Annotated in this window: 22 protein-coding genes and 1 pseudogene; 11 read left to right on the top strand and 12 right to left on the bottom strand. The window is 73.8% G+C overall.

Translation table 11 applies throughout. From position 1 onward, the window contains the following. Nucleotides 1-64: 64 nt before the first annotated feature. The 5 genes and pseudogenes from ACZ4VL_RS02065 to ACZ4VL_RS02045 all read right to left on the bottom strand — a co-directional run bounded on the left by ACZ4VL_RS02065 (nt 65) and on the right by ACZ4VL_RS02045 (nt 3675). Nucleotides 65-514 (bottom strand): universal stress protein, encoded by a 450-nt coding sequence (locus ACZ4VL_RS02065; protein ID WP_468194500.1) that lies wholly within the window; start codon nt 512-514, stop codon nt 65-67. Nucleotides 515-708: 194 nt separating this feature from the next. Then, nucleotides 709-1155, bottom strand: a pseudogene (locus tag ACZ4VL_RS02060) (glycoside hydrolase family 65 protein); the annotation flags it as partial. Beyond that, nucleotides 1152-1910 (bottom strand): HAD family hydrolase, encoded by a 759-nt coding sequence (locus tag ACZ4VL_RS02055; RefSeq protein ID WP_468194492.1) that lies wholly within the window; start codon nt 1908-1910, stop codon nt 1152-1154. The pseudogene ACZ4VL_RS02060 and the gene ACZ4VL_RS02055, both read right to left, overlap by 4 nt. Then, nucleotides 1910-2602, bottom strand: coding sequence for a helix-turn-helix domain-containing protein (locus ACZ4VL_RS02050; protein WP_468194490.1), 693 nt, complete (start codon nt 2600-2602; stop codon nt 1910-1912). The genes ACZ4VL_RS02055 and ACZ4VL_RS02050 overlap by 1 nt, the downstream gene beginning before the upstream one ends. Then, nucleotides 2599-3675 (bottom strand): zinc-dependent alcohol dehydrogenase family protein, encoded by a 1077-nt coding sequence (locus ACZ4VL_RS02045; RefSeq protein WP_468194488.1) that lies wholly within the window; start codon nt 3673-3675, stop codon nt 2599-2601. The genes ACZ4VL_RS02050 and ACZ4VL_RS02045 overlap by 4 nt, the downstream gene beginning before the upstream one ends. Before the next feature lie 184 nt (nt 3676-3859). Here ACZ4VL_RS02045 and ACZ4VL_RS02040 point away from each other — a divergent pair, with 184 nt between their 5' ends. The 6 genes from ACZ4VL_RS02040 (at nt 3860) to ACZ4VL_RS02015 (ending at nt 8342) form a co-directional block, all read left to right on the top strand. Beyond that, nucleotides 3860-4117: a hypothetical protein gene (locus tag ACZ4VL_RS02040; protein ID WP_468194486.1), complete on the top strand. Its 258-nt coding sequence runs from the start codon at nt 3860-3862 to the stop codon at nt 4115-4117. Next, complete coding sequence (locus tag ACZ4VL_RS02035; RefSeq protein WP_468194482.1) at nt 4114-4767, top strand: CBS domain-containing protein; 654 nt, start codon at nt 4114-4116, stop codon at nt 4765-4767. The genes ACZ4VL_RS02040 and ACZ4VL_RS02035 overlap by 4 nt, the downstream gene beginning before the upstream one ends. A gap of 145 nt (nt 4768-4912) precedes the next feature. After that, nucleotides 4913-5473 carry a hypothetical protein gene (locus tag ACZ4VL_RS02030; RefSeq protein WP_468194480.1) on the top strand — a complete coding sequence of 187 codons (561 nt, stop codon included), beginning with the start codon at nt 4913-4915 and terminating at the stop codon, nt 5471-5473. A gap of 85 nt (nt 5474-5558) precedes the next feature. Next, complete coding sequence (locus tag ACZ4VL_RS02025) at nt 5559-6395, top strand: DUF4097 family beta strand repeat-containing protein (RefSeq protein WP_468194478.1); 837 nt, start codon at nt 5559-5561, stop codon at nt 6393-6395. A gap of 145 nt (nt 6396-6540) precedes the next feature. Then, on the top strand, nt 6541-7554 hold the full coding sequence (locus ACZ4VL_RS02020; RefSeq protein ID WP_468194476.1) for an ATP-binding cassette domain-containing protein: 1014 nt from the start codon (nt 6541-6543) through the stop codon (nt 7552-7554). Then, nucleotides 7551-8342 (top strand): ABC transporter permease, encoded by a 792-nt coding sequence (locus ACZ4VL_RS02015; RefSeq protein WP_468194473.1) that lies wholly within the window; start codon nt 7551-7553, stop codon nt 8340-8342. The genes ACZ4VL_RS02020 and ACZ4VL_RS02015 overlap by 4 nt, the downstream gene beginning before the upstream one ends. 51 nt (nt 8343-8393) lie before the next feature. On the opposite strand, the gene ACZ4VL_RS02010 is transcribed toward ACZ4VL_RS02015, so the two are convergent. Beyond that, a complete protein-coding gene (locus ACZ4VL_RS02010; RefSeq protein WP_468194470.1) occupies nt 8394-9584 on the bottom strand; it encodes an acyl-CoA dehydrogenase family protein in 1191 nt (396 codons plus the stop codon). A 243-nt stretch (nt 9585-9827) separates the two neighbouring features. Between ACZ4VL_RS02010 and ACZ4VL_RS02005 the strand changes: the two genes are divergently transcribed. Then, a complete protein-coding gene (locus ACZ4VL_RS02005; protein ID WP_468194467.1) occupies nt 9828-10649 on the top strand; it encodes a hypothetical protein in 822 nt (273 codons plus the stop codon). Between the two features lie 26 nt (nt 10650-10675). Here ACZ4VL_RS02005 and ACZ4VL_RS02000 read toward each other — a convergent pair whose 3' ends face one another. After that, complete coding sequence (locus tag ACZ4VL_RS02000; protein ID WP_468194465.1) at nt 10676-11530, bottom strand: class II fructose-bisphosphate aldolase; 855 nt, start codon at nt 11528-11530, stop codon at nt 10676-10678. Beyond that, nucleotides 11527-12438, bottom strand: coding sequence for an SIS domain-containing protein (locus ACZ4VL_RS01995; RefSeq protein WP_468194462.1), 912 nt, complete (start codon nt 12436-12438; stop codon nt 11527-11529). The genes ACZ4VL_RS02000 and ACZ4VL_RS01995 overlap by 4 nt, the downstream gene beginning before the upstream one ends. Before the next feature lie 145 nt (nt 12439-12583). Here ACZ4VL_RS01995 and ACZ4VL_RS01990 point away from each other — a divergent pair, with 145 nt between their 5' ends. Beyond that, on the top strand, nt 12584-13375 hold the full coding sequence (locus tag ACZ4VL_RS01990; RefSeq protein ID WP_468194459.1) for a DeoR/GlpR family DNA-binding transcription regulator: 792 nt from the start codon (nt 12584-12586) through the stop codon (nt 13373-13375). A gap of 853 nt (nt 13376-14228) precedes the next feature. Beyond that, on the top strand, nt 14229-14798 hold the full coding sequence (locus ACZ4VL_RS01985) for a GNAT family N-acetyltransferase (protein ID WP_468194456.1): 570 nt from the start codon (nt 14229-14231) through the stop codon (nt 14796-14798). A gap of 883 nt (nt 14799-15681) precedes the next feature. On the opposite strand, the gene ACZ4VL_RS01980 is transcribed toward ACZ4VL_RS01985, so the two are convergent. The 3 genes from ACZ4VL_RS01980 to tdh form a co-directional block, all read right to left on the bottom strand. Beyond that, nucleotides 15682-16596 carry a LysR family transcriptional regulator gene (locus ACZ4VL_RS01980; RefSeq protein WP_404232966.1) on the bottom strand — a complete coding sequence of 305 codons (915 nt, stop codon included), beginning with the start codon at nt 16594-16596 and terminating at the stop codon, nt 15682-15684. Between the two features lie 12 nt (nt 16597-16608). Further along, on the bottom strand, nt 16609-17817 hold the full coding sequence (locus ACZ4VL_RS01975; RefSeq protein ID WP_468194452.1) for a glycine C-acetyltransferase: 1209 nt from the start codon (nt 17815-17817) through the stop codon (nt 16609-16611). 356 nt (nt 17818-18173) lie between these two features. After that, entirely contained in the window at nt 18174-19202 is a 1029-nt protein-coding gene (gene tdh, locus ACZ4VL_RS01970) for an L-threonine 3-dehydrogenase (RefSeq protein ID WP_468194750.1), read from the bottom strand. A 226-nt stretch (nt 19203-19428) separates the two neighbouring features. On the opposite strand from tdh, the gene ACZ4VL_RS01965 reads away from it, so the two are divergent. After that, nucleotides 19429-20340 carry an alpha/beta hydrolase fold domain-containing protein gene (locus tag ACZ4VL_RS01965; RefSeq protein ID WP_468194449.1) on the top strand — a complete coding sequence of 304 codons (912 nt, stop codon included), beginning with the start codon at nt 19429-19431 and terminating at the stop codon, nt 20338-20340. A 127-nt stretch (nt 20341-20467) separates the two neighbouring features. Here the strand turns inward: ACZ4VL_RS01965 and ACZ4VL_RS01960 are convergent, their stop codons facing one another. Then, nucleotides 20468-21193 carry a class I SAM-dependent methyltransferase gene (locus ACZ4VL_RS01960; RefSeq protein WP_468194445.1) on the bottom strand — a complete coding sequence of 242 codons (726 nt, stop codon included), beginning with the start codon at nt 21191-21193 and terminating at the stop codon, nt 20468-20470. 571 nt (nt 21194-21764) lie between these two features. Between ACZ4VL_RS01960 and ACZ4VL_RS01955 the strand changes: the two genes are divergently transcribed. Beyond that, the gene (locus ACZ4VL_RS01955) at nt 21765-23975 is read left to right on the top strand and encodes a SpoIIE family protein phosphatase (RefSeq protein ID WP_468194442.1); all 2211 of its coding nucleotides are present in this window, start codon (nt 21765-21767) and stop codon (nt 23973-23975) included. Nucleotides 23976-24001: the final 26 nt, after the last annotated feature.

Genomic DNA, 24001 nt, shown 5'->3' with positions numbered 1-24001 from the left:
ACGCGGCTGCGCGCGGCCGCTGACGCCATGGCGGACACCTGACGCCATGGACGCACGCCGCGGCTCACTCGACGGCCACCTCCGGGCGGACGATGGTCACCGGGCACGCGGCGTGGAGCGCCGCCTGCTGGCTCACCGAACCGAGCAGGGCCCGGCTGAAGCCGCCGCGGCCGCGGCTGCCCACGACCAGCATGTCGGCGCCTTCGGACGCGTCGACCAGGACGTCGGCCGGGTGCCCGTGCACCAGGCGTTCGGTGACCAGGGAGGATCCGTCCTCACCGAGGACGGTGCGGACCTCGTCGACCAGTTGCCGCTCGGCCTCCTCCTTGTCGAACGTCACGTCCACGGCCGGAGCCGACCACGACGCGCTGCCGGGGACCTCCCACGCCGTGACCGCCTCCACCGTGCCGCCGACGAGGCCGGCGTACCGCACGGCCCAGCGCAGCGCGGCCTGGGACGAGGACGATCCGTCGATGCCCACCACGATCCGCGGAGTCTCGTTCTGCGTGTTCATGCCGTTCATCCCTTCCGGCGCTCTGCTTCCAGCGTGTGCGAGACGCGTGCGCACCGCCATGCGAGGGGCTCCCCCGGCGGGCAGGCGGAACCAGCGTTCCCGGCCCGCGGCCACCCTCTCGTGCCGGTCGCCGGGCAGCACGACGGGCACCGGTCCAGGCGTCCGGGCCCTGCTGTCGGGCGAGCACCCAGGCGTGCGGCGAGGTGCGGGTCGCCCATGTGGACGAGGCGGGTGTGGGTGACGGCGAGGCGGCGGCCTTCGGCGTCGTGGAAGAGGGTGTGGCGGGTGAGCGTGCCGGCGCGCAGGTCCAGCGAGACGCGGTGGTGGCGCAGGGTCGGGTGGGCCGGGGTGAGCCAGTCGCCGGGCGGTGCGCCGTCGGGCAGGCAGCGGTAGCGCAGGCCGGTCCAGTCCGGCAGCCGGACCATGTCCTCGTTGGAGACGGTCCGTCCGGCGACGGCGGAGGCGAGGCGGTCGTAGCAGCCGGCGAGGTAGGTGGCCGGGTAGTGGACGGCGTCGGCAGTGGTCTCGGGGGCCGACCCGCGGGTGGCGAAGCGGCCGTTGCCGAGGGTGCACAGGGATTCGACCAGCCGCTCGTTCCCGGGGTCGTAGCGCGGGTACTCCCACTGCCAGGAGGTGTTCACGACCGGCCGTCTCCGAGGAGGGCCGGCAGCCCGCTCAGATCGGGGAGGACGAGGTCGGCGCCGTGCGCGCGCAGGGCGTCCGCCGTGGACGGGTCGCCGTCGCGGCCGATGCCGACGACCAGGCGGAAGCGGCCCCGGCGGCCCGCCTCGACCCCGACGAGCGCGTCCTCCACCACGGCCGTGTGCCCGGGGCCGGTTCCGAGCCGGTCGGCCGCCTCCAGGAACAGGGCGGGGGCGGGCTTGCCCGGGAGGGCCAGCGCGGCCGCCTCGTCGCCGTCGACCAGGGCGCCGAAGAGGCCCACGAGGTCTGCGCATGCGAGGAGGGCGCGGGCGTGCCGCGAGGCCGATACGGCCGCGCACGCGACCTGCATCTGCCGCAGCCGCAGGAGCGCGGGCCGGACGTCGTCGAAGACCGTCACGCCTTCGGTCCGCACCGTCTCGGAGAAGATCCGCTCCTTGCGGGCGGCGACCGCGTGCACGGTGCCGCAGCCCGGCGGGTCCTCGGGGGTTCCGCCGGGGAGGTCGACGCCGCGGTCCGCGAGGAAGGCCCGTACGCCGTCGAGCCGGGAACGGCCGTCCACCAGGTCCCGGTAGTCGCGCACGGCGTCGAAGGGGCGCGGTCCGCCACCGGTCACGTGGTGCTGCCACGCGGCGAGGCAGCCGTCGAAGGCCTCCTTCCAGGCGGCCGCGTGGCGGGCGGCCGTGGCCAGGAGGACCCCGTCGGTGTCGAAGACGACCGCGCGCACGGCGTCCATCAGTCGTGCACGACGCGGCGGCCGGTGAGCCGTACGGGGGTGAGCTTCATCCAGTGGGTGCGGTCGCCGCCGGCCCAGGGTTGGGAGCGGGCGGTGGCACCGAGGTGCTGGAGTTCGTCGGGGTCGGTGACCGCGGCGAGCTCGCCCACGGCCAGGACGCTCCAGCCGCCTGCGGTCACCTCGTCGATGTGGTCGATCTCGAAGGCGGCCTCGGTGCCCGAGGCACGGGCGGCGACGGCCTCCTCGGAGGTGCGGAAGGCGATGCCGGTCCCCGCGACCAGGTAGTTGACGGGGAGGACGGCCGGGCCGTCGGGGGTGAAGACGGCGATGCGGCCCACGCCGTGCGTGCCCAGCAGGTGTCGGCATTCGGCCTCGTCCAGTTCCACGAGCGTGGTGTCGCGCCGGGCGGCGGACCGGCCGGGGACCCGTTCGGCGCTCGCGCCGGTCAGGTCGTCGACGGTGATGCCGAGGGCGTCGGCGACCCGGACGAGGGTGCCGATCGACGGCGAGGCGGCGTGTTCCTCCAGGTAGGCGATGTAGTTGGCGTCCGCTCCGCACTGCTGGCCGAGTTCCTCGCGGCTGAGGCCGAGGGCTTCGCGGTGGGCCGCCAGGCGGCGGCCCAGGTCGGTGCGTCCGGTCCTCCCACCGGACGTCGGGTACGGGGTTCGCGGGCTGCTCTTCACGGTGATCACGGCTCCTCGGGCGGCACGGCGACGGTGTCGTGCTGCGGTCCGCCGAGCACGACCTTGAGGGCGGCGGTGTCGCCGGCGCGGGAGAAGACGTCGTACGCCTCCTCCATCCGGTCGAGCTCGAAGCGGTGGGTGACCATCGCCGCCCCGGGCAGCCGGCCCGCGGCCGCCATCCGCAGCAACATGGGGGTCGAGTAGGTGTCCACGAGACCGGTGGTGAGGGTGACGTCCTTGATCCACAGGTCTTCGAGGTGGAGGGTCGCGGGCTTGCCGTGGACGCCGATGTTGGCGACCCGGCCGCCGGGGCGGACCATGCGGGTGCACAGTTCGAACGCCTCGGGCACGCCGACGGCCTCGATGACGACGTCCGCGCCCAGCCCCTCGGTGAGGTCCTCGACCAGCCGCTCCGGCTCCTCCCGGGCGCTCACGGTGGCATCGGCACCGAGCCCGCGGGCGGCCTCCAGCCGGGACGTGGCGAGATCGACGACGATGATCCGGAACGGGCTGTACAGGCCCGCGGTCGCGATGGCGGCCAGGCCGATGGGGCCGGCGCCGACCACGACCACCGTGTCGCCGGGACGTACGCCGCCGTTGAGCACGCCCACCTCGTACGCGGTCGGGAAGATGTCCGCGAGCAGCACCGCCTCGTGGCTCGGCAGGGCGCTGGGCAGCGGGTGGACGGAGAGGTCCGCGAAAGGGACGCGCACGTACTCGGCCTGGGTGCCGTCGATGAGGTGGCCCAGGACCCAGCCGCCGCCCCCGCGGCACTGCCCGTAGCGGGCCTCGCGGCAGAACCGGCAGCGGCCGCACGCCGAGATGCAGGAGATCAGGACGCGGTCGCCCGGGCGGACGGTGCGGACGTCGCCGCCGGTCTCGACGACGGTGCCGACGGCCTCGTGGCCCAGGATCCGGCCGGGGGTCACGTCGGGCACGTCGCCCTTGACGATGTGCAGGTCGGTGCCGCAGATGGTGACGGCGTCGACCCGGACGATCGCGTCGGCGGCGTCCTTCACGGCGGGGTCCGGGACGTCCTGCCAGGAGGTCTGTCCGGGCCCGTGGAAGACGAGTGCCTTCATGGCGCGGCCTCCTCTCTGTCTGCTGTGCGGTGCGGGAGCGTTTCCACCGCCAGGCTGTGCCCGCGTCCCGCCGCCCCGCTTGGGCCGGTCGGCCCCCGGGCGGGTACCGGTCGGGTCCCTGCCGGCGGTCCCCGCCGGTGCGATGGTGGAAGCCGGCGTCCGTCCCGGAAGGAGGGCTGCTGCGATGTCCCGCTCGGCCGCGTCCTCCGCGTCAGCCGGCCCCGCGCCCCGCCCGCGCCTGCCGTCCTTCCTCGGCGGTGTGCGGACGGTCACCGACAGCACGCTCCCCGTCGTCGCGAGCGACCACGCCCGGATCCTCGTCGACTGCGGGCTCTTCCAGGGTGTCGCGGACCTGCGCCTGCGCAACCGGGCCGGGCTGGGGTACGCCGCCGCCGACCGCCGGGGCGGGCTCGCCCCCCCGCACGTAGAGGAGCCGCCATGACCTCCACCCCGTACACCGTCGCCGACGTCATGACCACCCGGGTCGTCGCCGTCACCCCCGCCACCGGCTTCAAGGACGTCGTCGCCGCGATGGAACGGTGGAAGGTGACCGCCCTCCCCGTCGTCGAAGGCGAGGGCCGCGTCGTCGGCGTGGTCTCGGAGGCGGACCTGCTGCCCAAGGAGGAGTTCCACGAACACCGCCCCGGCCTGATCGAGCAGATGCGCCGCCTCGGCGACACCGCCAAGGCCGGCTCCACCCGCGCCGAGGACCTCATGACGTCCCCCGCGGTCACGATCCGCCCCGACGCCGCGCTCCCGCGCGCCGCCCGCCTGATGGCCGAACGCCGCGTCAAGCGGCTCCCGGTCGTCGATGCCGACGGCACGCTCAGGGGCATCGTCAGCCGCGCCGACCTCCTCAAGGTGTTCCTGCGCTCCGACGAGGAGCTGACCGCCGAGATCCGCCGGGACGTGGTCGAGCGGGTGTTCCCGCTCTCCCACGAGGCCGTCGACGTGACCGTGTCCCAGGGCATCGCCACCCTTGCCGGCCGGGTGCAGGACGCGGACCTGATCCCCCTGGCGGAACGCCTCGCCCACGCCGTCGAGGGCGTCGTCGACGTCCGTTGCCGGCTGGAGGCGCCCTCGGCCCCCTGACGCCGCGCGTGGCGGCGGGCGTGGCGTCTGCGGCACCACGAGTTGGCGCCAGGTGGCGCCGCACGGCGCGGGAACGGCGCCACCTGACGCCACGTGGCGCCACAAAGGCTTGCCGTGGCGCCATTTTGGCGCCATGATGGTCCGCATGGACCTGACCCCCTACGTCGATCACCTCCGCCGGGAACTCGCGGTCGCCGCGAACGCGGGCGGGGACGAGGCGCGCGCCCTGGCCGACCGACTGACCGCACCCCTGGAGTCCGCCGCCCGGCTGACCCTCCTGAACGCGCTGTCCGCGGCCTCGGACGAGATCACCCGCGAACTCGCGCCCGGCTCGGTGGACGTACGGCTGCGGGGGCTCGACCCCGAGTTCGTGGTGACGGCGCCGCCGGCGCCGGAGCTCCCCGAGGCCGGTCCGGCCGACATGGCGCCAATGCCGTCGGCGATGGCGCCACCGTTGGCGCCATCCGCGGGCGCCACGGCCGACGGCGACGACGCCGCCACGGCCCGCATCAACTTCCGGCTCCCGGCCCCCCTCAAGGCCCGCGTCGAGGACGCGGCCAGCCAGGAGGGGCTGTCCGTCAACGCCTGGCTCGTCCGGGCGGTGGCCACCGCCCTGGAGCCGGGCACGCCCGCACGGCCCCCGGCCACCACCTCGCGCTCCCAGCGTCCCGCCAGGGGCCAGAGCTACCAGGGCTGGGTCCGCTAGCGGCCACGATCGCGCTCCACCACGCTTCGCCCGCCCCACCACCACCTGCGCATTCACCCTTCACAGCCAAGAGGACGGCACAGCCATGCCTTCTTACGAAACGCCCGGCCCCATCACCGCGATCCTCGAGTTCGACCTCGGCAACGTAAGGCTCACCGCCGGCAAGCGCACGGACACGGTCGTCGAGGTGCTGCCGAGCAACGGCGCCGACGACAACGACGTCAAGGCGGCGCAGCAGACCAAGGTCACGTACGCCAACGGCACCCTGACGCTCAAGGGCCCCAAGAAGCGCTCCCTGTTCGGCAAGCTGGGCTCCATCGACGTGACCCTCGGGCTCCCGGCCGGCTCGCACCTGCAGGCCAAGTCCCCGATGGGCGACTTCCTGGGCGAGGGGCCGCTCGGGGAGTGCCGGGTCAAGACCTCGCTCGGCGACATCCGGCTCGACGAGACGGGCGTCGTCGACCTCCGCTCCGACCACGGTGACGTCCGCGTGGACCGCATCGTCGGCGACGCCGAGATCCACGGTTCGGGCCGGATCGACATCGGCGAGATCGTGGGCGCGGCGACCGTCAAGAACGGCGTCGGCGAGACCGCGATCGGCTCGATCACCGGCGACCTGAAGGCGAACACCTCCGTGGGCCGCGTCACGGTCGGCGTCGCGGAGGCCTCGGTCAACGTCAGGACCTCGCACGGCTCCGTCCACGTGAACGAGGTGGCCCGCGGCACGGTCGACCTCCAGACCTCGCTCGGGGACGTCGAGATCGGCATCCGCGAGTCCAGTGCGGCCTGGCTCGACGTCAGCTCCCGGGTCGGCGTCGTGCGCAACTCCCTGAGCGCTGCCGAAGGCCCCGGTGCCGGTGAGGACACCGTCGAGATCCATGCCCGTACGACCGCCGGCGACATCGTGATCCGCCGCGCCTGACGGCGGTACAGGACCGCCGCACCCGATCACCGCACCCGATCACCCCGCGCCCGACGGCGTCGGGCGGCCACGCACGAGAACCGGGCGTCACCACGGGCGCCCGACCGAATCCGCATGTGCCATGTCACACCTCACAGGAGCCCTCATGGCCACCCCGTCCACCACCACGACCACGACCACGGCGACCGGCGCCGGCGGGGGCACCGCCACGCCGGCGATCTCCGCCCGGGGACTGCGCAAGTCCTACGGCGACAAGGTCGTCCTGAACGGCATCGACCTCACCATCCCCGAAGGCACGGTCTTCGCCCTGCTCGGCCCCAACGGCGCCGGCAAGACCACGACCGTCGAGATCCTGTCCACCCTGATCGAACCCGACGGCGGCCAGGCCCGGATCGCCGGCCACGACCTCGCCGAACGGCCCGGCGACGTACGCGGGGCCATCGGCGTCACCGGCCAGTTCGCCGCCGTCGACGGCCTCCTCACCGCCGAGGAGAACCTGCTCGTCATGGCCGACCTGCGGCACCTGCCCCGCCGCGAAGGCCGGCGCCGCGCCGCCGAGCTGCTGCAACGGCTGGAGCTGACGGAGGCCGCGCGCAAGCCCGTGTCCACGCTCTCCGGCGGCATGCGGCGCAAGCTCGACCTGGCGATGACCCTGGTCGGCGACCCGCGGATCATCTTCCTCGACGAGCCGACCACGGGGCTCGACCCCCGCAGCCGCCGCACCCTCTGGGAGATCATCCGCAACCTGGTCGTCAACGACGGCGTGACCATCTTCCTCACCACGCAGTACCTGGAGGAAGCCGACCAGCTCGCCGACCGCATCGCCGTCCTCGACCGCGGCAGGATCGTCGCCGAAGGCACCGCGGAGGAACTCAAGCGCCTCATCCCCGGCGGCCACATCCGGCTGCGCTTCGCCGACCCGACCGAACTCGACCACGCCGCCCGCCACTTCGGGACCGCCGCGCGCGACGCCGAGGAACTCACCCTGCGCATCCCCGGCGACGGGAGCATCCCGACCCTGCGCGCCGTCCTCGACGTCCTGGACGACGCGGCGATCCGCGCCGAGTCCCTGACCTTGCACACCCCCGACCTCGACGACGTCTTCCTCACCCTGACCGGCAACGGCACCCCGAACACCTCCGTGGAGATGGCCCGATGAGCACCCTCGCGTACGCCGCCGGCGACTCGATGACCATGCTGCGGCGCAACCTCAAGCACGCCGTGCGCTACCCGGCGATGACCTTCTCCACCGTCCTCATGCCGGTGATGATGCTCCTCCTGTTCAACTACGCGTTCGGAGGCGCCCTCGGCAGCGGCATCGCCGGCGCACCGACCGGCGGCGGGAAGTACATCGACTACGTCGCCCCCGGCATCATCCTGATGGCCGCGACCTCCGGGGCGGTCGCCACCGCCGTCGGCGTCTGCGTCGACATGACCGAAGGCATCGTCAACCGCTTCCGCACGATGTCGATCTCCCGCGCCGCGTTCCTCACCGGGCACGTCGTCGGCAGCGTCCTCCAGACCCTGGCCGCCGTCACCCTCGTGACCGGCGTCGCGCTCGCCATCGGATTCCGCCCCGACGCCTCCGCCGCCGAATGGGTCGCCGCGGCCGGCCTCCTCGCCCTGCTCACCCTCGGGCTGACCTGGCTCGCGGCCGGCATCGGGCTGGTGGCCAGGACCCCCGAATCGGCGAGCAACACCCCGCTGCCCCTGACCTTCCTGCCCTTCCTCGGCAGCGCCATCGTGCCGACCGACTCGATGCCGACCGGGCTGCGCTGGTTCGCCGAGTACCAGCCCTTCACCCCCGTCATCGAAACTCTGCGCGGCCTGCTCATGGGCACCGCCATCGGCAACAGCGCCTACCTCGCCCTCGCCTGGTGCACCGGCCTCGGCCTCGTCGGCTACCTGTGGTCCCGCCGCACCTTCGGCCGCACCGCCCGGCGCTAGAACCCGCCCCCGCCCCCGCCGCTGACGACCGGCGCGCCCGCGCACCGGTCGTCAGCGGCGGACGCGGGGCATGCCCAGACCGATCCAGGAGATGATCTCGCGCTGGATCTCGTTGTTGCCGCCACCGAAGGTGAAGATGACCGCGCTGCGGTAGCCGCGCTCCAGCTCGCCGTGCAGCACCGCGCCCGCCGATCCGTCCTTGAGGGGGCCGGCCGCGGCGACCACCTCCATCAGCCAGGCGTACGCGTCCCGGCGCGCCTCGGAGCCGTACACCTTGACCGCGGAGGCGTCCTGCGGGGTGAGGGTGCCGTCCTGGACCGCGCCCACCATCTGCCAGTTCAGCAGCTTCATCGCGTCGAGCCGGGTGTGGGTGCGGGCGAGGCGGCCGCGGACCCAGGAGAGGTCGATGACCCGGCGCCCGTCCGCGAGCCTGGTCGCGGCCGCCCAGCGCTGGACGTCGTGCAGGGCCCGGATCGCCATGGTGCCGTGGGCGGCGAGGGTGACCCGCTCGTGGTTGAGCTGGTTGGTGATCAGCCGCCATCCCTTGTTCTCCCGCCCGACGCGGCGGGTGGCGGGGACGCGGATGTTCTCGTAGTAGCTGGCCGTGGTGTCGTGCGAGGCGAGGGTGTTGATGAGGGTGCACGAATAGCCGGGGTCGGCGGTCGGCACGAGGAGCATGGTGATGCCCTTGTGCACGGGGGCGTCCGGGTCGGTGCGCACGGCCAGCCACACCCAGTCGGCGGTGTCCCCGTTGGTGGTCCAGATCTTCTGGCCGTTGACGACGTACGTCCCGGTCTCCTCGTCGCCCTCACGGACGGCCCGGCACTTGAGGGCGGCGAGGTCGGTGCCGGCGTCGGGCTCGCTGTAGCCGATCGCGAAGTCGATCTCGCCGGAGAGGATCCGGGGCAGGAAGTACGCCTTCTGCTCGTCGGTGCCGAACTGCATGAGGGTCGGCCCGACCGTGTTGAGGGCCATCAGCGGCAGCGGGACGACGGCCTGCGCGGCCTCGTCGAAGAAGATGAACTGGTCCATGGCCGACATCCCGCGCCCGCCGTACTCCACGGGCCAGCCCGCCCCCAGCCAGCCGTCCGCCCCGAGCCGGCGGATGGTCTCCCGGTAGAACCGCTTCTGGGCCGCCGGGTCCGCGTACCGGGCATGGACGTCAGGCGGTACCAGCTCGGCGAAGTAGGCGCGCAGCTCACTGCGCAACTGCTGCTGCTCGGGCGTGTATTCGAGGTGCACGGCCCCTCCGGGTGCTCTGCTGTCGGGTGGTGCGGCACGGCGGCCGGGCCGGGCGAGCGGCGGGCCGGGCGGCGGTGGGCAGAGTAGAACCTGTTCCAAGAATCCGGAAGGGTCCGTGCGTGGGGGGCTGCCCAGCACGCCCCTGGCCGGGCCCGCCGCACTGAACGCCTGACAGGCCGGGCCGCCCTGGCGGACAATGACGGGTCGGTCGGGTCGGGACGCGCATCCGGAGGGCTCAGGGGCATGGACAGGGACGTCGAGGCGTGGCGGCGCGAGTTCGCCGGACGGGACCGGATGCCGGAGCCGCGCCGCACGGACGGCGCGGACCGGTTGCCCGGACGGCGGCCGCAGGAGGACCGGAGCCCCGCCCGGGCCGAACGGCCCGAAGGGCTGACGCAGATCCACGAGCCGGGGCCGCTGCCCGTCGACCCGACCCTGCCCGACCGGGAGGCCTGCTGGGAGCGGCTGCCGGCCGACGTACGGGGCAGGACCCTGGAGAAGGCCGGCACGGTCCTGCTCTGGTGGGCCCACCTCACCGAGGACGGCGCCCCCTTCGCCGTGGTGCTCGGCGACCGGGGGCTCTGCCGGGTCCGGCCGGCGCCGTCAGAGGGGCCGGCCCGGGACTTCCGGGGCGAGCGGGTGCGGCTGGAGCCCGGGACACTGCGGAGCCGGTCCTTCGGCGGGGGCCCGGACACGGCCGCGGCTGCCGAGGGTCCCGCCGCGGCCGGTGGCCCCGCCGCCCCCGGCCGGCCCGGGGCGCCGGTGGAACGGCTCGCGCTCGACCCCGCGGAAGCCCAGCACGTCCTCGGCCACTTCCCGCTGGACGTCCAGGACTTCCTGCAGCGCCCGTTCCTCTCCGGCGGGCGGACCGTCCGCGCCGACTGGTACTACCTCGAAACCGTCGGACCGCAGGACACGACCCTGTTCCTCGTCATGTGCCTCGCCGACGACCGGCACGTCACGGCCGTCGAGGCCCGGCGGACCCTCGCCCGGGGCACCACCCCGGACCGGGCCCGCTGGCACGCCATCACCTGCCACCGGGCCCGGCTGGTACGGCCGCGCTGAGCCGGGCTGGCGGGCGGCGGCACCGTTCAGGCACCAGCGGGACCGCGGCCCAGCGCGCCGATCATCACCACGGCCGTCGCCGCCATCGCCGTACGGGCCGCCGTCAGGTACGGGCGCGGGTCCGCCGGCGTGAGGTGGGTCCGGATGGCGTCGGTCATCGCCACGTTCAGCGCCGTACCGATGTTGACCTTCCGGATGCCGCCCGCCACCGCGGCCGCCAGCTCCGCGTCCGGCAGCCCCGACGAGCCGTGCAGCACCAGCGGCACGCCCACCGTCCTGGCCAGCCGGGCCAGCAGTGCGTGGTCGAGGAAGGCGGTACGGCTGGTCATGGCGTGGGTGCTGCCGATCGCCACCGCGAGGGCGTCCACACCGGAATCGGCGACGAACCGCCGCGCCTCGTCCGGGTCGGTACGGGCGCCCGGCGCGTGCGGGTCCGGCGGCGCCTCCCCGTTCTTGCCGCCCACCTCCCCCAACTCGGCCTCCACCCACAGACCGTTGGCGTGCGCCCAGTCGGTGGCCGAGCGGGTCGCCTCCAGGTTCTCCGCGTACGGCAGCTGCGCCGCGTCGTACATCACCGAGCTGAAGCCGGCGTCGACCGCCTGCCGGAGCAGGTCGGGGCTCTTGACGTGGTCCAGGTGCAACCCGACCGGAACCGCCGCCGCCTCCGCGCAGGCGGCGGCGGCCCGCGAGATCGGCAGCAGCGCGCCGCCGCGGAACTTCACCGCGTTCTCGCTCAGTTGGAGGATGACGGGCACGCCCGCCCGTTCCGCGCCGGCGACGACGGCCTCGGCGTGCTCCAGCGTGATGATGTTGAACGCGGCGACGGCCCGCCCGGCGGCTGCCGCCTCCACGACGAGCTCACCGGCGGCGGCCAGGCTCATCGGACCGCCTCCTCGCCCGCGGTGAGGACCACCGAGCGGGTGAGGTTCCTCGGCCGGTCCGGATCCAGCTCCCGGTGGGCAGCGACGGCCAGGGCCAGCCGGTGGACCCGTACCAGCTCGGCCAGCGGGTCGAGCCGCCCGGCCGGCACCCACGCGCCCCCGGCGGCCCGGACCTGCTCGGCGAGCCCGTCGGGGGCCTCCCCCAGACACCAGGTGACGGTGTCGGGGCCGGTGATGCTGATGGGGCCGTGCCGGTACTCCATCGCCGGGTAGGACTCGGCCCAGGAGAGGGACGCCTCGCGCATCTTCAGTGCGGCCTCGTGGGCCAGCCCGATGCTCCAGCCGCGACCGAGGAACGTGAACTGGCGGCGGTCGGCCAGCTGTTCGGGCAGCGGTGCGGCGAGGGCGGTCCGGACGTCGGCGACCACGGCGGGCGTGTGGCGTCCGACGTGGGCGCGCAGGAGGGTCAGGGCGGTGGTGGCGAACCGGGTCTGCACGACCGACTGCTCGTCCGCGAAGTCCAGGACGACCAGCTCGTCGGCGAGCCCCATCACCGGGGTCGCCGGATCCCCGACCACCGCGGTCGTCGGCACGCCCGCGTCCCGCAGCCCGGCGAGCAGGTCCAGCACCTCGGTGGTGGTGCCGGACCGGGTCAGGGCGACGACGCGGTCGTAGCGGCGGTGCGACGGGAACTCCGAGGCGGGGAACGCGTCGGTCTCCCCCTCGCCGGCCTCCTCGCGCAGCACGGCGGCCGCCTGCGCCATGTAGTACGAGGTCCCGCACCCGACGATCGCGGTGCGCTCCCCCGGCTGCGGGAGCACGGCCCGCCGGGCCGGGGCCAGTTCGGCGGCCCGCTCCCAGCACTCAGGCTGTGTGCCCAACTCGTACGCGATGTGGCTCTGGCTCATGACGGCTCCCTGGCCTTGCATTGCGGATTTCTGCAAGGTAGCGGTCGTTTTCGCGCAACTTCAAGCATCTCGGGGGTGATCGGGTGGGTTAGTGTCGTGGCCGATCGGTGTGCTGAGAGCGGAGGGGGCGGACGCCATGGGGGCCATGACCCGCAAGGAACGCTGGCAGAGACTGCTGGACCTGCTGGTGGAGCGGGGCGAGCTGGAGGTGGAGCCGGCGGCGCAGACCCTCGCCGTCTCCGCGGCGACGATCCGCCGCGACCTCGACCAGTTGGCCGAACAACAGCTGCTGGTCCGGACCCGCGGAGGAGCGGTGGTGCACGGGGTCTCGTACGAACTCCCGCTCCGCTACCGCACCTCCCGCCGGGCCGCCGAGAAACACCGCATCAGCGAGGCGGTGGCCGCCCTGGTCACGCCGGGCGAGGTCATCGGCCTGACCGGCGGCACCACCACCACGGAGGTGGCCCGGGCCCTGGCGGGCCGGCAGGACCTGGCGTCGGGCGCGTCGACGCCAGGTCCTGCCCTGACGGTGGTGACCAACGCCCTGAACATCGCGGGGGAGCTCGTCATCAGACCACAGTTCAAGATCGTCCTGACGGGCGGGGTCGCTCGCGCCCAGTCGTACGAGCTGACCGGCCCGCTGGCCCAGCAGGTGCTGGGCCAGCTCACCGTGGACACCGCGATCGTCGGCGTCGACGCCTTCGACCCGGCCGACGGCGCGGCGACCCGCCACGAGGACGAGGCGGCCATGAACCGCCTCCTGTGCGAACGCGCCCGCCGCGTGGTCATCGCGGCCGACTCCAGCAAACTCGGAGCCCGCGCCTTCGCCCACATCTGCCCCGCGGAATCGGTCCACACCCTGGTCACGGACAGGGGCCTCCCGGACCCGGTGGCGAGGTCCTTCGAGGCGGCGGGAGTGGAGGTCCGGCGGGTGTGAGGGGGTCGAGCGGGGGCGGGGGCGGGGGCGGGGGGTCGGAGGACCGGCGGACCGGAGGCTTCGAACTGCCGGTCGGGGTAGGGGAAGACGGGATGACGCCCGACCAGGGTCGGAGGAGCATCCGGGGGCTTCCCGGCAGCCCATTGTCCTTCCGGTGCGGGCCGGCCCGTCAAGGGCGCTCCTTCGTCGCGTCGCTGCGCGATGGCCTCCGGCCACCCTTGACAGACCGACCCACCCCGAAATGCCAAAGAGCTGCCGGGAAGCCCCCGAAGGATGGCCAGGGGGCACGACAACCAGAAGCGGCCCCCGCCAGAGCAGCCCGCCCCCGGCTCCGCCCCACAGCATCCCAGGCACCCGGGACCGCCAGCTCCCGACCCCCGCCGGGCACGCGAGCACCAAAGGCAGCTCCCCAAGCCCGTATTCGAGCCCCGCGGGGGCGATGGGCGCCCAACCCTCCGAAAATGTTGAGGAGAAGCCCATCCAGCCCCCGCCAACGCCCCAGATCGCTACGCGCTTCTCGCATCTCGGCGTCTGACGGCCGCCTGGGGCTGGTAGGCGCGGCAGATCGCTACACGCTCCTCGCGTCTCGGCGACCGACGGCCGTCCGGGGCTGGTAGGCGCGGCAGATCGCTACACGCTCCTCACGTCTCGGCGACCGACGGCCGTCCGGGGCTGGTAGGCGCCCCAGATCGCTACACGCTCCTCACGTCTCGGCGGCTGGCGGCCGTCTGAGGTGATGAGACATGTCAGGTCATTACGTCGTCCAGTGCGATGGAAGACTGACAATGAGTTGGACCTGGCGCGCTCGGATAATGCGTTGTCGGTCTGAACTGGCTGGGTGAGCATCCGGTGTATGGATGAACCTGCCGAGGACCTCGGTTTCAAAGGATTTGGACTGCGCCGGTGGCGGATGAGCGATGTGGACACCCTGGAAAGGGCGATCCATGAGTCTCGTGACCACTTGGCGCAGTGGATGCCTTGGGCAGCCAACGCGGACCGGGCGCACGTGATCGGCTTTCTCACCCGGAACATGGAGGAGTGGGCAAGCAGGCAGACCTTCGGTTATTCGATTACGTCGGATGACGCGGTCATCGGCGCCTGTAGCCTGATGCGCCGTCATACGAACGGCCTGGACATCGGCTACTGGCTTCATCCTCAGTGGACCGGACGTGGGCTCGCCACCAAGGCGACTGCCGCTCTCGTCGGCCAGGGCTTCCAGCTGACAGGCATCAACCACATCGAGATCCATCACGACGCCGCCAACTCCGCCAGCGGAGCCATCGCCCGCCGCTTGGGATTCACCGAAATCGAGCGTGTGCAGCTCCCCGAAGGGCCGGTCACCCCGGGCGAAGTGGGAATTGACGTCGTCTGGCGGATGACGGCGGATGAGTGGAAGGCCGCACCCAGCCACTCGCCGTCCTGACCGTACCGACGCCACCCACCACGTCAGTCCCCACTGCCAACATCACCGCCACCGCCCGAAGAGGCACCCAACGATCCGTCGACCGCCAAACCAAAGCAACCGCACACCCCCACAACGGCCCTCTGCCGCCGTGAAAAGGTGAGCACGCAACGATCTACCGCGCCTACCAGCCCCAGGCCGCCGTCAGCCGCCGAAACGCGAGAAGCGCGTAGCGATCTGCCGCGCCCACCAACCCAGACGGCCGCCAGCCGCCGAGACGCGAGAAGCGCGTAGCGATCTGGGGCGCCTACCAGCCCCAGGCGGCCGTCAGACGCCGAGACGCGAGAAGCGCGTAGCGATCTGGGGCGTTTGTCGGGGCTGGATGGGCTTGTCATCGACATTTCCGGACGGTTGGGTGCCCATCGCTCCCCCGCCGGGCTCGGATACGGGCTTCGGGGCGTCTTTTGGTGCTCGCGTGCCCGGCGGGGGTGGGGAGCTGGCGGTCCCGGGTGCCTGGGATGCTGCGGGGCGGAGCCGGGGGCGGGCTGCTCTGGCGAGGGCCGTGTGTGGAATGGTCCCCCTGGCCATCCTTCGGGGGCTTCCCGGCAGCTCTTTGGCATTTCGGGGTGGGTCGGTCTGTCAAGGGTGGCCGGAGGCCATCGCGAAGCGACGCGACGAAGGAGCGCCCTTGACGGGCCGGCCCGCACCGGAAGGACAATGGGCTGCCGGGAAGCCCCCGGATGCTCCTCCGACCCCGGGTGTGGGTGTCCCGCTCGCCCTCACCGCGGCTCCTGGCCCGCCGCCTCCGCCGGGCATCGCCTCCCGCCCCCCTTAGCCCCCGCCCAGCCGTCCGGCGGGCGCCAGGTGCGGGCGTCGTGCCTTTCCCCGGCTCTCCTCCGGCCACCTAGTGCGTCGGCAGCCGCTCCGCCTCCTGTGACAGGGCCGCCAGGACCGGGGCGATCAGGGGGTGGGTTTCGGCTCCGCGGCGGGTGGCGGCGAAGACGCGGCGGGTTGCCGCGGGGCCGGCGACCGGGCGGACCTGGACCTCCTTGAGGTCCATGCCCCGCAGCGCCGAACGCGGGACCAGGGCCACCCCCACGCCCGCGCCCACCAGCGCCGTCACGGCGCGGAAGTCGTCGGACGAGTGCCGGAACCGGGGCTGGAACCCGGCCAGCTCGCACGCCAGCAGGGTCACGTCGTGGCACGGGTTCCCCGGATACTGCCCCACCCAGTCCGAGCCCGACAGGTCCGCCAGCGCCACCTCGGGCAGGTCGGCCAGGGGGTGCCCCGACGGGAGCACCGCGTCGAAGGGTTCGGCGTACAGCGGCAGGACGGACAGGCGGCCGTCGTCGGCGCCCGGGGCGCCCCGGTACTCGACGGCCAGCGCGAGGTCGGCTTCGCCGTCGAGCAGCATCGGCAGGCTCTCGTCGCCCTCCGCGTCCCGCACGCGCAGCCGGATGCCGGGGTGCGAGCGGGCGAGGCCGGCGATGGCGGGGGCGAGCACCTCGGCGATGCCCGTGGCGAAGGCGGCCACGGTGACGTCGCCGGCGGTCCCTCCCGCGTAGGCGGCGAGCTCGGCTTCGGCGCGTTCCAGCTGTGCCAGGACCTCGTGGGCGTGCCCGAGCAGGATCTCGCCGGCCGCGGTCAGCCGGACGCCCCGCCCGCTGCGGGTCAGGAGGGCGTGCCCGGTTTCCTGTTCCAGCGCCGCGAGCTGCTGGGAGACGGCGGAGGGGGTGAGGTACAGGGCTGCGGCCGCGGCGGTCACCGTACGGTGGTCCGCCACGGCTCGCAGGATGCGCAGCCGGCGGGGGTCGATCACCCCTCCATGATGTCAGCCCTGGTCAGCGGCGAGTGCCGCCCGGGCGTCGACGAATGCTGCGATGGCGCGCTCCACGTCGGCCGTGGAGTGGGCGGCCGACAGCTGGACGCGGATCCGGGCCTGGCCCATGGGCACGACCGGGTACGAGAAGCCGATCACGTACACGCCGCGTTCGAGGAGCAGCTCGGCCATGCGGCCCGCCTCCGCCGCGTCGCCGATCATCACGGGGGCGATGGCGTGGTCGCCGGGGAGGATCTCGAATCCGGCCTCGGTCATCTTCGTGCGGAAGAGGGCGGTGTTGGCGGCGAGGCGCTCGCGCAGGTCGCCCGCCGACTCCAGCAGGTCGAGGACCTTGAGGGAGGCGGCCGCGATGACCGGGGCGAGGGAGTTCGAGAAGAGGTACGGGCGGGAGCGCTGGCGCAGCAGCTCGACGATCTCGGTGCGGGCCGCGACGTAGCCGCCGGACGCGCCGCCGAGGGCCTTGCCGAGGGTGCCGGTGATGATGTCGACGCGGTCCATGACGCCGTGCAGCTCGGGGGTGCCGCGGCCGCCGGGGCCGACGAAGCCCACCGCGTGCGAGTCGTCGACCATGACCATGGCGTCGTAGCGGTCGGCGAGGTCGCAGATCTCGCTGAGGGGGGCGACGTAGCCGTCCATGGAGAAGACGCCGTCGGTGACGATCAGCTTGCGGCGGGCGCCGCCCTCCGTGGCCTCCTTCAGGCGCGCTTCGAGCTCGGCCATGTCGCGGTTGGCGTAGCGGAAGCGGCGGGCCTTGGAGAGGCGGATGCCGTCGATGATGGAGGCGTGGTTGAGGGCGTCGGAGATGACCGCGTCCTCGGCGCCGAGGAGGGTCTCGAAGACGCCGCCGTTGGCGTCGAAGCAGGAGGAGTAGAGGATCGTGTCCTCCTGGCCGAGGAACGCGGACAGGCGCGCCTCCAGCTCCTTGTGCACCTCCTGCGTGCCGCAGATGAAGCGGACGGAGGCCATGCCGTAGCCCCAGCGGTCGAGGGCGTCCTTGGCGGCGGCGACGACCTCGGGGTGGTCGGCGAGGCCGAGGTAGTTGTTGGCGCAGAAGTTGAGTACCTCGCCGGGGGTGCCGCCGGCGGTCACGGCGACGGCCGCGCTCTGCGGGGTGCCGATGACGCGCTCGGGCTTGTGCAGGCCGGCGGAGCGGATCTCGTCGAGGGTGGCGCGAAGGTCGTCGCGGACGGTCTCGAACATGCTGCGGTGCTCTCTTTCTCCTCGTGCGGCGGAGGGAGACGAAGAAAGGGGGGCCGGGCCCCGCGGAGGGGGAGGGTGGGCGGGGCCCGGCCGGAGGAAATGGTCTACGAAGGAAGAACGACGGTCTGCGGGATCCGGCTCGCCCCGGGCCACGGAGTCGGGCGCACCCGAATCCGAGCCCACCCGGACACCCGTCCGGCCGGTCAGGCCGTCAGACCAGGCCCGTCAGGGCATGAGGCCCATCAGGCCATGAGGCCCATCAGGCCATGAGGCCCATCAGGCCATGAGGCCGGTCAGGACCACCAGGCCCACGCGGCCCGTCAACCTCATCGGCCCCGTCAGGCCCGTCAGGCCCGTCAGGCCGTCCAGTCCAGGATGATCTTGCCACTGCGGGCCGTGGCCGCCTCGTCGAACGCGGCTTCGAAGTCGCGGTGCGAGTAGCGGCCGGTGATGACCGGGCTGAGGTCGAGCCCGCCCTCCAGCAGCACCGTCATGGCGTACCAGGTCTCGAACATCTCGCGGCCGTAGATGCCCTTGATGGTGATCATCGAGGTGACGATCTTCGCCCAGTCGACCGGGAACTCCTGCGCGGGCAGACCGAGCATGGCGATCTTGCCGCCGTGCGTCATGTTGTCGATCATGTCGCGCATCGCCTCGGGGCGGCCCGACATCTCCAGGCCGACGTCGAAGCCCTCGCGCAGCCCCAGCTGCGCCTGCGCGTCGGCGATCGTCGCCTTCGAGACGTCGAGCGCGAGGGTGGCGCCCGCCTTGCGGGCGATCTCGAGGCGCTCCGGGCTGACGTCGGTGATGACGACGCTGCGGGCGCCGGCGTGCCGGGCGACGGCCGCCGCCATGATGCCGATCGGGCCCGCGCCCGTGATCAGCACGTCCTCGCCGACCAGCGGGAAGGACAGGGCCGTGTGGACGGCGTTGCCGAACGGGTCGAAGATCGCGGCGACGTCCAGGTCGACGGTGGTGCGGTGCACCCACACGTTCTGCGCGGGCAGGACCACGTACTCGGCGAAGGCGCCGTCGCGCCCGACGCCGAGGCCGACGGTGCTGCGGCACAGGTGGCGGCGGCCGGCCAGGCAGTTGCGGCACTTGCCGCAGACGAGGTGGCCCTCGCCGCTGACGAGCGCGCCGATCTCGATGTCGTGGACGTCGGCGCCGACCGCGGCGACCTCGCCCACGAACTCGTGGCCGAGGACGAGCGGGGTCTTGACGGCGCCCTGCGCCCAGCCGTCCCAGGAGCGGATGTGCAGGTCGGTGCCGCAGATGCCGGTGCGCAGCACCTTGATCAGCACGTCGCCGGCGCCGTACTCCGGCTCCGGTACGTCCATCAGCCACAGACCGGGTTCGGCTTTGTGCTTGACGAGCGCCTTCATGGTGTGGCTCCAGGCATGTGCAGGGGGCACCGCAACCACAGTGACTGGTGCGGCGAGTTGATGGGACCAATCTGCCGACCGGGCGGTGATCGGTCCATCGAGGATTTCTTAAGCGGGTCGACAGCCCAGCTTCACGAGCCCGGCTTCCCGCCTATGCTCCTTCCGTACAGGGCTGTGGCCTGGGCATGGGCCATCGGTCGGGGAAGGGAACGGGGAGGTGCCGAGCGTGCCGAGTCTGCGCAGCAGGGCGCTGTCGGTCGCGCTGATCGCGGCGGGGCGGCGAAGACGGTTCGCGAGCGCGGAGGCGGTGCACGCACGGGTGGCCGAGTCGGCCCGCCGGCCGGCGTCGCACCTGCCGCCGCGGTCGCTGGGTCGCGTCGCGGAGGTGTCGCGCACCTTCGTCGGGGCGTGGCCGGTGTACGACGTGTCGCCGCGCGGGGCGGAGCCGGCAGCCCGGGTGCTGTACGTGCACGGCGGCGGCTACATCCACGAGCTGGTCCGGCCGCACTGGGCGATGATCCGGACGCTGGTGACGCAGGCGCAGGCCCGGGTGGTCGTGCCGGCGTACATACTCGCTCCGCGGGGCACCGCGGACCGCACGGTTCCGGTGGCCGCGGACCTGCTCAGCGGCCTGATCGAGGGCGGCGGGGACGGCGGCACGGTGCTCATCGGGGATTCCGCGGGGGCCGGGCTGGCGCTGGCGGCCGCGCAGCGGCTGCGCGACCGTACGGGGGCCCAGCCGTCCCGGATCGTGCTGATCTCGCCCTGGCTGGACCTGACCATGAGCCACCCGGACCAGGCGGCCCTGGAGGCCGACGACCCGGTGCTGGCCCGGCCGGGGCTGCTGGAGGCCGGCCGGTTGTACGCGGGCACCCTGGCGGCGGACGACCCGCGGGTGAGCCCGCTGCACGGCTCCTTCGCGGGGCTCGCGCCGATGACGGTGTTCACGGGCACCCGGGACGTCCTGAGCCCGGACAGCCGTGAGCTGCTGCGCAGGGCGCGCGGGGCGGGCGCGGAGGTGGAGTTCCACGAGGAGCCCGGGCTTCCGCACGTGTACCCGCTGCTCCCGGTGCCGGAGGGGCGCGCCGCCCGGGACCGGATCGTGGAGCTGATCAGGGCGGCGTCGACGGAGGAGTGACCGTCGGCGCCCGGTGCGCGGCGGCCCGGTGGTGCCTTCCGGTGCTGCCTCCCGTGGTGCTTCCCGGGGTGTGACGGGCCTTGACGGGCCTTGACGGGCCTGCGGGCGGGCGTTGCCCCTCGTGCCGTCATGCCGTGCAGGTCATGAGGGAGCTGATGGGCCAGGCCCGGTACCCGGTCCAGTAGGCCTCGTCGCGGGCGGCGTCCGCGGGCGGGGTGCGGTTGGGCTGCCAGGCGACGGTGTGGAACCCTGCCTCCACGGCCGCTTCGGCGAAGTCGGAGTGGGCCCATTCCCGGTACTCGAAGTCGGTGGACGGCTCGGTGAGGAGCTGTGCCTTCAGCAGCGGTGCGTCGCCTTCCGGCAGGCGCTCGACGATCCTGACGCCGTACGGCGACCAGTCGACGTGCGGGTACGCGCCCGCGTTGAGGACGATGGCCAGCAGGCGGCCGCCTTCGCGCAGGTTGGCGCGGATGGAGCGGAACATCGCGTGCAGGGCGTGCCGGTCGGGTGCGTGGTTGAACAGGTGCACGGCCGTGGCCAGGTCGAAGGGGCCCATCTGCGGCAGCTCCGCGGCGTCGGCGACGACGTACTCGATGGCGGCGGTGTCGTGCGTGCGGGCCAGGCGGATCATCTCCTCGGAGATGTCGACGCCGACGGTCCGGCGGGCTCCGCCGCGGGCCAGAAGCCGGGTGTTGTGCCCGAATCCGCAGGCCAGGTCGAGGGTGTCGAGCCCGCGGACCCCGCCGAGCGCGTCGAGCGCACCGAGCAGGGTGTGGGTGTCGGCCGCCGAGAACGCCGCCGTGGTCTTGGACTCCACGAAGCGCTCGCCGATGGTGTCGTACTGGAACCGCATGGTCTGCCTTCCGGGGCGGGATGGGACGCGTGCGTATCGTGCCCCGGCGCGCGCCGGGCAGCCGCGCGAACGCCCTCCGCTCCCCCGGACGGGTCGGCGTTCGGGTCAGTGCGTACGGCGTCCGGGCTGCGCGGACCCGGCCGGAGTGGCGGTGGTGGGCACGGTGCTGGCGTCGCGGTTCCACGGGAGCCCGCAGGATCCGGCGCAGGTGGCCGCGTTCACGGACGCGACGGGGGTCGCGCTGCGCACGGTGGCCGGGGTGCCACCACCGCGGCCGCGGTGGTGGCCGCCTACCGGGAGGGCGGCCGGAGCCGGAGCAGCGCGACGGGCCGCCCGGGCCCGCGGCTGACCGCGGCGGCGTCGGGCCGCCCCCGTCGGCCGCGGTGCCGCCCGCCACCGGCGACCACGACGCACCCCGGGCGACGACTGCGGACTGACCCCCGGCGACGGGCGCGGGCCCATCCCCGGCGGCCCCGGCACTCCCCGTTGGCGGCCCCGGGCCCCCGGGCCCCCGGGCCCCCGGGCCCCCGGGCCCCGGGGTGCCCGGTCGGCGGCTTCTCCACCTGCCCTCATGCCCCCCGCCGCCGGGATGCACCTGCGCGCGTGCCGGGGGCATGCTGACTGTGTGACGGCGAGGACGGACAACGGCCCCGCCCGCGACGCCACGACCCGGGTGCTGGTCCGAGCGGCGGGCGAGGCGGTGCAGGCCGTCGGCGGGTTCGCGGGCGGGGTCTACCTGCGCTCGGGAACCTCGGGGCTGCTGTTGCTGGCCGCGCTGACGGGGCTGCCAGGGCCGCTGTACCGGCCGTGGTGGCGGATGCACGTGAACCGCCCGTTCCCGGTCGCCGAGGCCTACCGCAGCGGCCGGTCCGTCCACCTGCCGAACGCCGAGTCGGCCATGCGGCGCTTCCCGCAGCTGATGGCCGGGTTGCCGTTCCCGTTCGGGTCGCTGTACGAGCCTGTGGGCGCGGGTACGGAGCGGTACGGGGTGCTGTTCGTGCTGCGGCCCGCGACGCCGGGGACCGGCGTGGGAACCGGCGAGGGGAAGCGGCTCCAGGCGGTCGCGGACGGACTGGCCGCGGAGCTCGCGGAGCTGGAAGCCGCCGGGGAGCCCGTGTCCTGGTACGGCGATCCGGTGCTGGTGCCGGCGCCGGGACGGGCCCACGGGGCCCGGGAGGCCCTGGAACGGCTCACGCAGGCGGTGCTGTCGGTGGACCGCGGCGGCAGGATCCGCCACGTCAACGCGGCCGCCGCCCGGCTCGGCGCGGGCGGGCCGGAGCTGCGCGGGCGGGTGCTGTGGGAGGCGCTGCCGTGGCTGGGGCTGCCCGCGTACGAGGACAACTTCCGTGCGGTGTTCATGTCCGGGGGCCCGGTGCGCTTCGTGGCCCGGCGGGGCCGGCAGGCGTCCGAGGAGTGGGTGTCGGTGGACCTGTACCCGTCGGACGACGGGGTGACGGTGGTGATCGGCACGGCCGAGCAGCCCGCGTCCGCGCCCGGATCTGCGTCCGGATCCGCCGTCCGACCGGGTACGGGCCCGGTTCCCGCCGCCGACCGGGCCCCCGCGCTGTACCGGCCCGTGGCGCTGGCGATCGCGCTGACGGAGGCGGTGACGGCCCGGCAGGTGTCGGCGGTGGTGACGCAGGAGCTGCTGCCGGCCTTCGGCGGCCGCCAGCTGGCGATCTACCTGCTGAGCGAGCGGCACCTGTACCTGGCGTGGGAGACGGGCTTCCCGCAGGGTTTCCTCGACCGGTTCGACGGCGTCGGGCTCGATGTCCGGCTGCCCGGCGTGGAGACCCTGACCACGGGCCGGCCGATGTTCTTCGAGTCGATGGAGCACCTGGCCGCCGCCTATCCGGGGATCCCGCTCGACGCGCACGTCGGGGCGCGGGCCTTCCTGCCGCTGATCGCCTCGGGCCGGCCGGTGGGCTCGTGCATCCTCGGCTTCGACGCGCCGCGCGGGTTCAGCCCGCAGGAGCGCACGGTGCTGACGGCGCTGGCGGGCCTGATCGCGCAGGCCCTGGAGCGGGCCCAGCGCTACGACTCCGAGGCGGCGCTGGCCCGGGGGCTGCAGTCGGCGCTGCTGCCGCACCGGCTGCCGGTGCGGGAGAACGTGGTGACGGTGGGCCGCTACCTGCCGGGCACGGTCGGCATGGACGTGGGCGGCGACTGGTACGACGTGATCGAGACGGGTACGGGCCTGCTGGCCCTGGTCATCGGGGACGTACAGGGGCACGGGGTGGCGGCCGCGGCCACCATGGGCCAGCTGCGCAGCGCGGTACGGGCCTTCGCGCTCAGCGGGAACGCCCCGCAGGACGTGATGGCCGGCACCAACCGGCTGCTGATCGACCTGGACCCGGGGCAGTTCGCGAGCTGCTGCTACGTGACCCTCGACCCGGATACGGGCCGTGCGCTGGCGGTGCGGGCGGGGCATCCTCAGCCGCTGCTGCGCCATCCCGGCGGGTGGACCGAGGTGCTGGACCTGCCGGGCGGGGTGGTGCTGGGGGTCGACCCGGACGAGACGTACCCGGTGACGCAGCTGCGGCTGGAGGAGGGGGCGGTGTTCGCCCTGTACACGGACGGGCTGGTGGAGAAGCCGGGCACCGACTTCGACGTCGGCGTGGACCGGCTGCGGTCGGCGCTGGCGGCGGCCCGGCCGTCCCCGCTGGCGGAGACGGCGGACCGGTTGGTGGCCGAGGCGCGGGGCAGCGTCGAGCGGCCGGACGACATCGCCCTGCTGCTGGCCGCGCGGACGGCCGGGAACGGGACGGCGCCCGCCGGGTGACGGCGGCCGGGTGACGGCGGCCGTGC

The organism is Streptomyces sp. NPDC029014 (assembly GCF_055564695.1).
The sequence above is the reverse complement of the archived record's forward strand: the minus strand, read 5'-3'. Positions and strand labels throughout refer to the sequence as shown.

Excerpts from the sequence above, each read along its gene's own strand:
- ACZ4VL_RS01955 (WP_468194442.1), top strand. The coding sequence starts at position 21,765 with ATGCCCCCCGCCGCCGGGATGCACCTGCGCGCGTGCCGGGGGCATGCT.
- ACZ4VL_RS02000 (WP_468194465.1), bottom strand. The coding sequence starts at position 11,530 with ATGAGCCTGGCCGCCGCCGGTGAGCTCGTCGTGGAGGCGGCAGCCGCC.
- ACZ4VL_RS02025 (WP_468194478.1), top strand. The coding sequence starts at position 5,559 with ATGCCTTCTTACGAAACGCCCGGCCCCATCACCGCGATCCTCGAGTTC.
- ACZ4VL_RS02035 (WP_468194482.1), top strand. The coding sequence starts at position 4,114 with ATGACCTCCACCCCGTACACCGTCGCCGACGTCATGACCACCCGGGTC.
- ACZ4VL_RS01975 (WP_468194452.1), bottom strand. The coding sequence starts at position 17,817 with ATGTTCGAGACCGTCCGCGACGACCTTCGCGCCACCCTCGACGAGATC.
- tdh (WP_468194750.1), bottom strand. The coding sequence starts at position 19,202 with ATGAAGGCGCTCGTCAAGCACAAAGCCGAACCCGGTCTGTGGCTGATG.
- ACZ4VL_RS02015 (WP_468194473.1), top strand. The coding sequence starts at position 7,551 with ATGAGCACCCTCGCGTACGCCGCCGGCGACTCGATGACCATGCTGCGG.
- ACZ4VL_RS02045 (WP_468194488.1), bottom strand. The coding sequence starts at position 3,675 with ATGAAGGCACTCGTCTTCCACGGGCCCGGACAGACCTCCTGGCAGGAC.
- ACZ4VL_RS01960 (WP_468194445.1), bottom strand. The coding sequence starts at position 21,193 with ATGCGGTTCCAGTACGACACCATCGGCGAGCGCTTCGTGGAGTCCAAG.
- ACZ4VL_RS01995 (WP_468194462.1), bottom strand. The coding sequence starts at position 12,438 with ATGAGCCAGAGCCACATCGCGTACGAGTTGGGCACACAGCCTGAGTGC.
- ACZ4VL_RS02005 (WP_468194467.1), top strand. The coding sequence starts at position 9,828 with ATGGACAGGGACGTCGAGGCGTGGCGGCGCGAGTTCGCCGGACGGGAC.
- ACZ4VL_RS02020 (WP_468194476.1), top strand. The coding sequence starts at position 6,541 with ATGGCCACCCCGTCCACCACCACGACCACGACCACGGCGACCGGCGCC.
- ACZ4VL_RS02055 (WP_468194492.1), bottom strand. The coding sequence starts at position 1,910 with ATGGACGCCGTGCGCGCGGTCGTCTTCGACACCGACGGGGTCCTCCTG.
- ACZ4VL_RS02040 (WP_468194486.1), top strand. The coding sequence starts at position 3,860 with ATGTCCCGCTCGGCCGCGTCCTCCGCGTCAGCCGGCCCCGCGCCCCGC.
- ACZ4VL_RS02030 (WP_468194480.1), top strand. The coding sequence starts at position 4,913 with ATGGACCTGACCCCCTACGTCGATCACCTCCGCCGGGAACTCGCGGTC.
- ACZ4VL_RS01985 (WP_468194456.1), top strand. The coding sequence starts at position 14,229 with ATGGATGAACCTGCCGAGGACCTCGGTTTCAAAGGATTTGGACTGCGC.
- ACZ4VL_RS01990 (WP_468194459.1), top strand. The coding sequence starts at position 12,584 with ATGACCCGCAAGGAACGCTGGCAGAGACTGCTGGACCTGCTGGTGGAG.
- ACZ4VL_RS02065 (WP_468194500.1), bottom strand. The coding sequence starts at position 514 with ATGAACACGCAGAACGAGACTCCGCGGATCGTGGTGGGCATCGACGGA.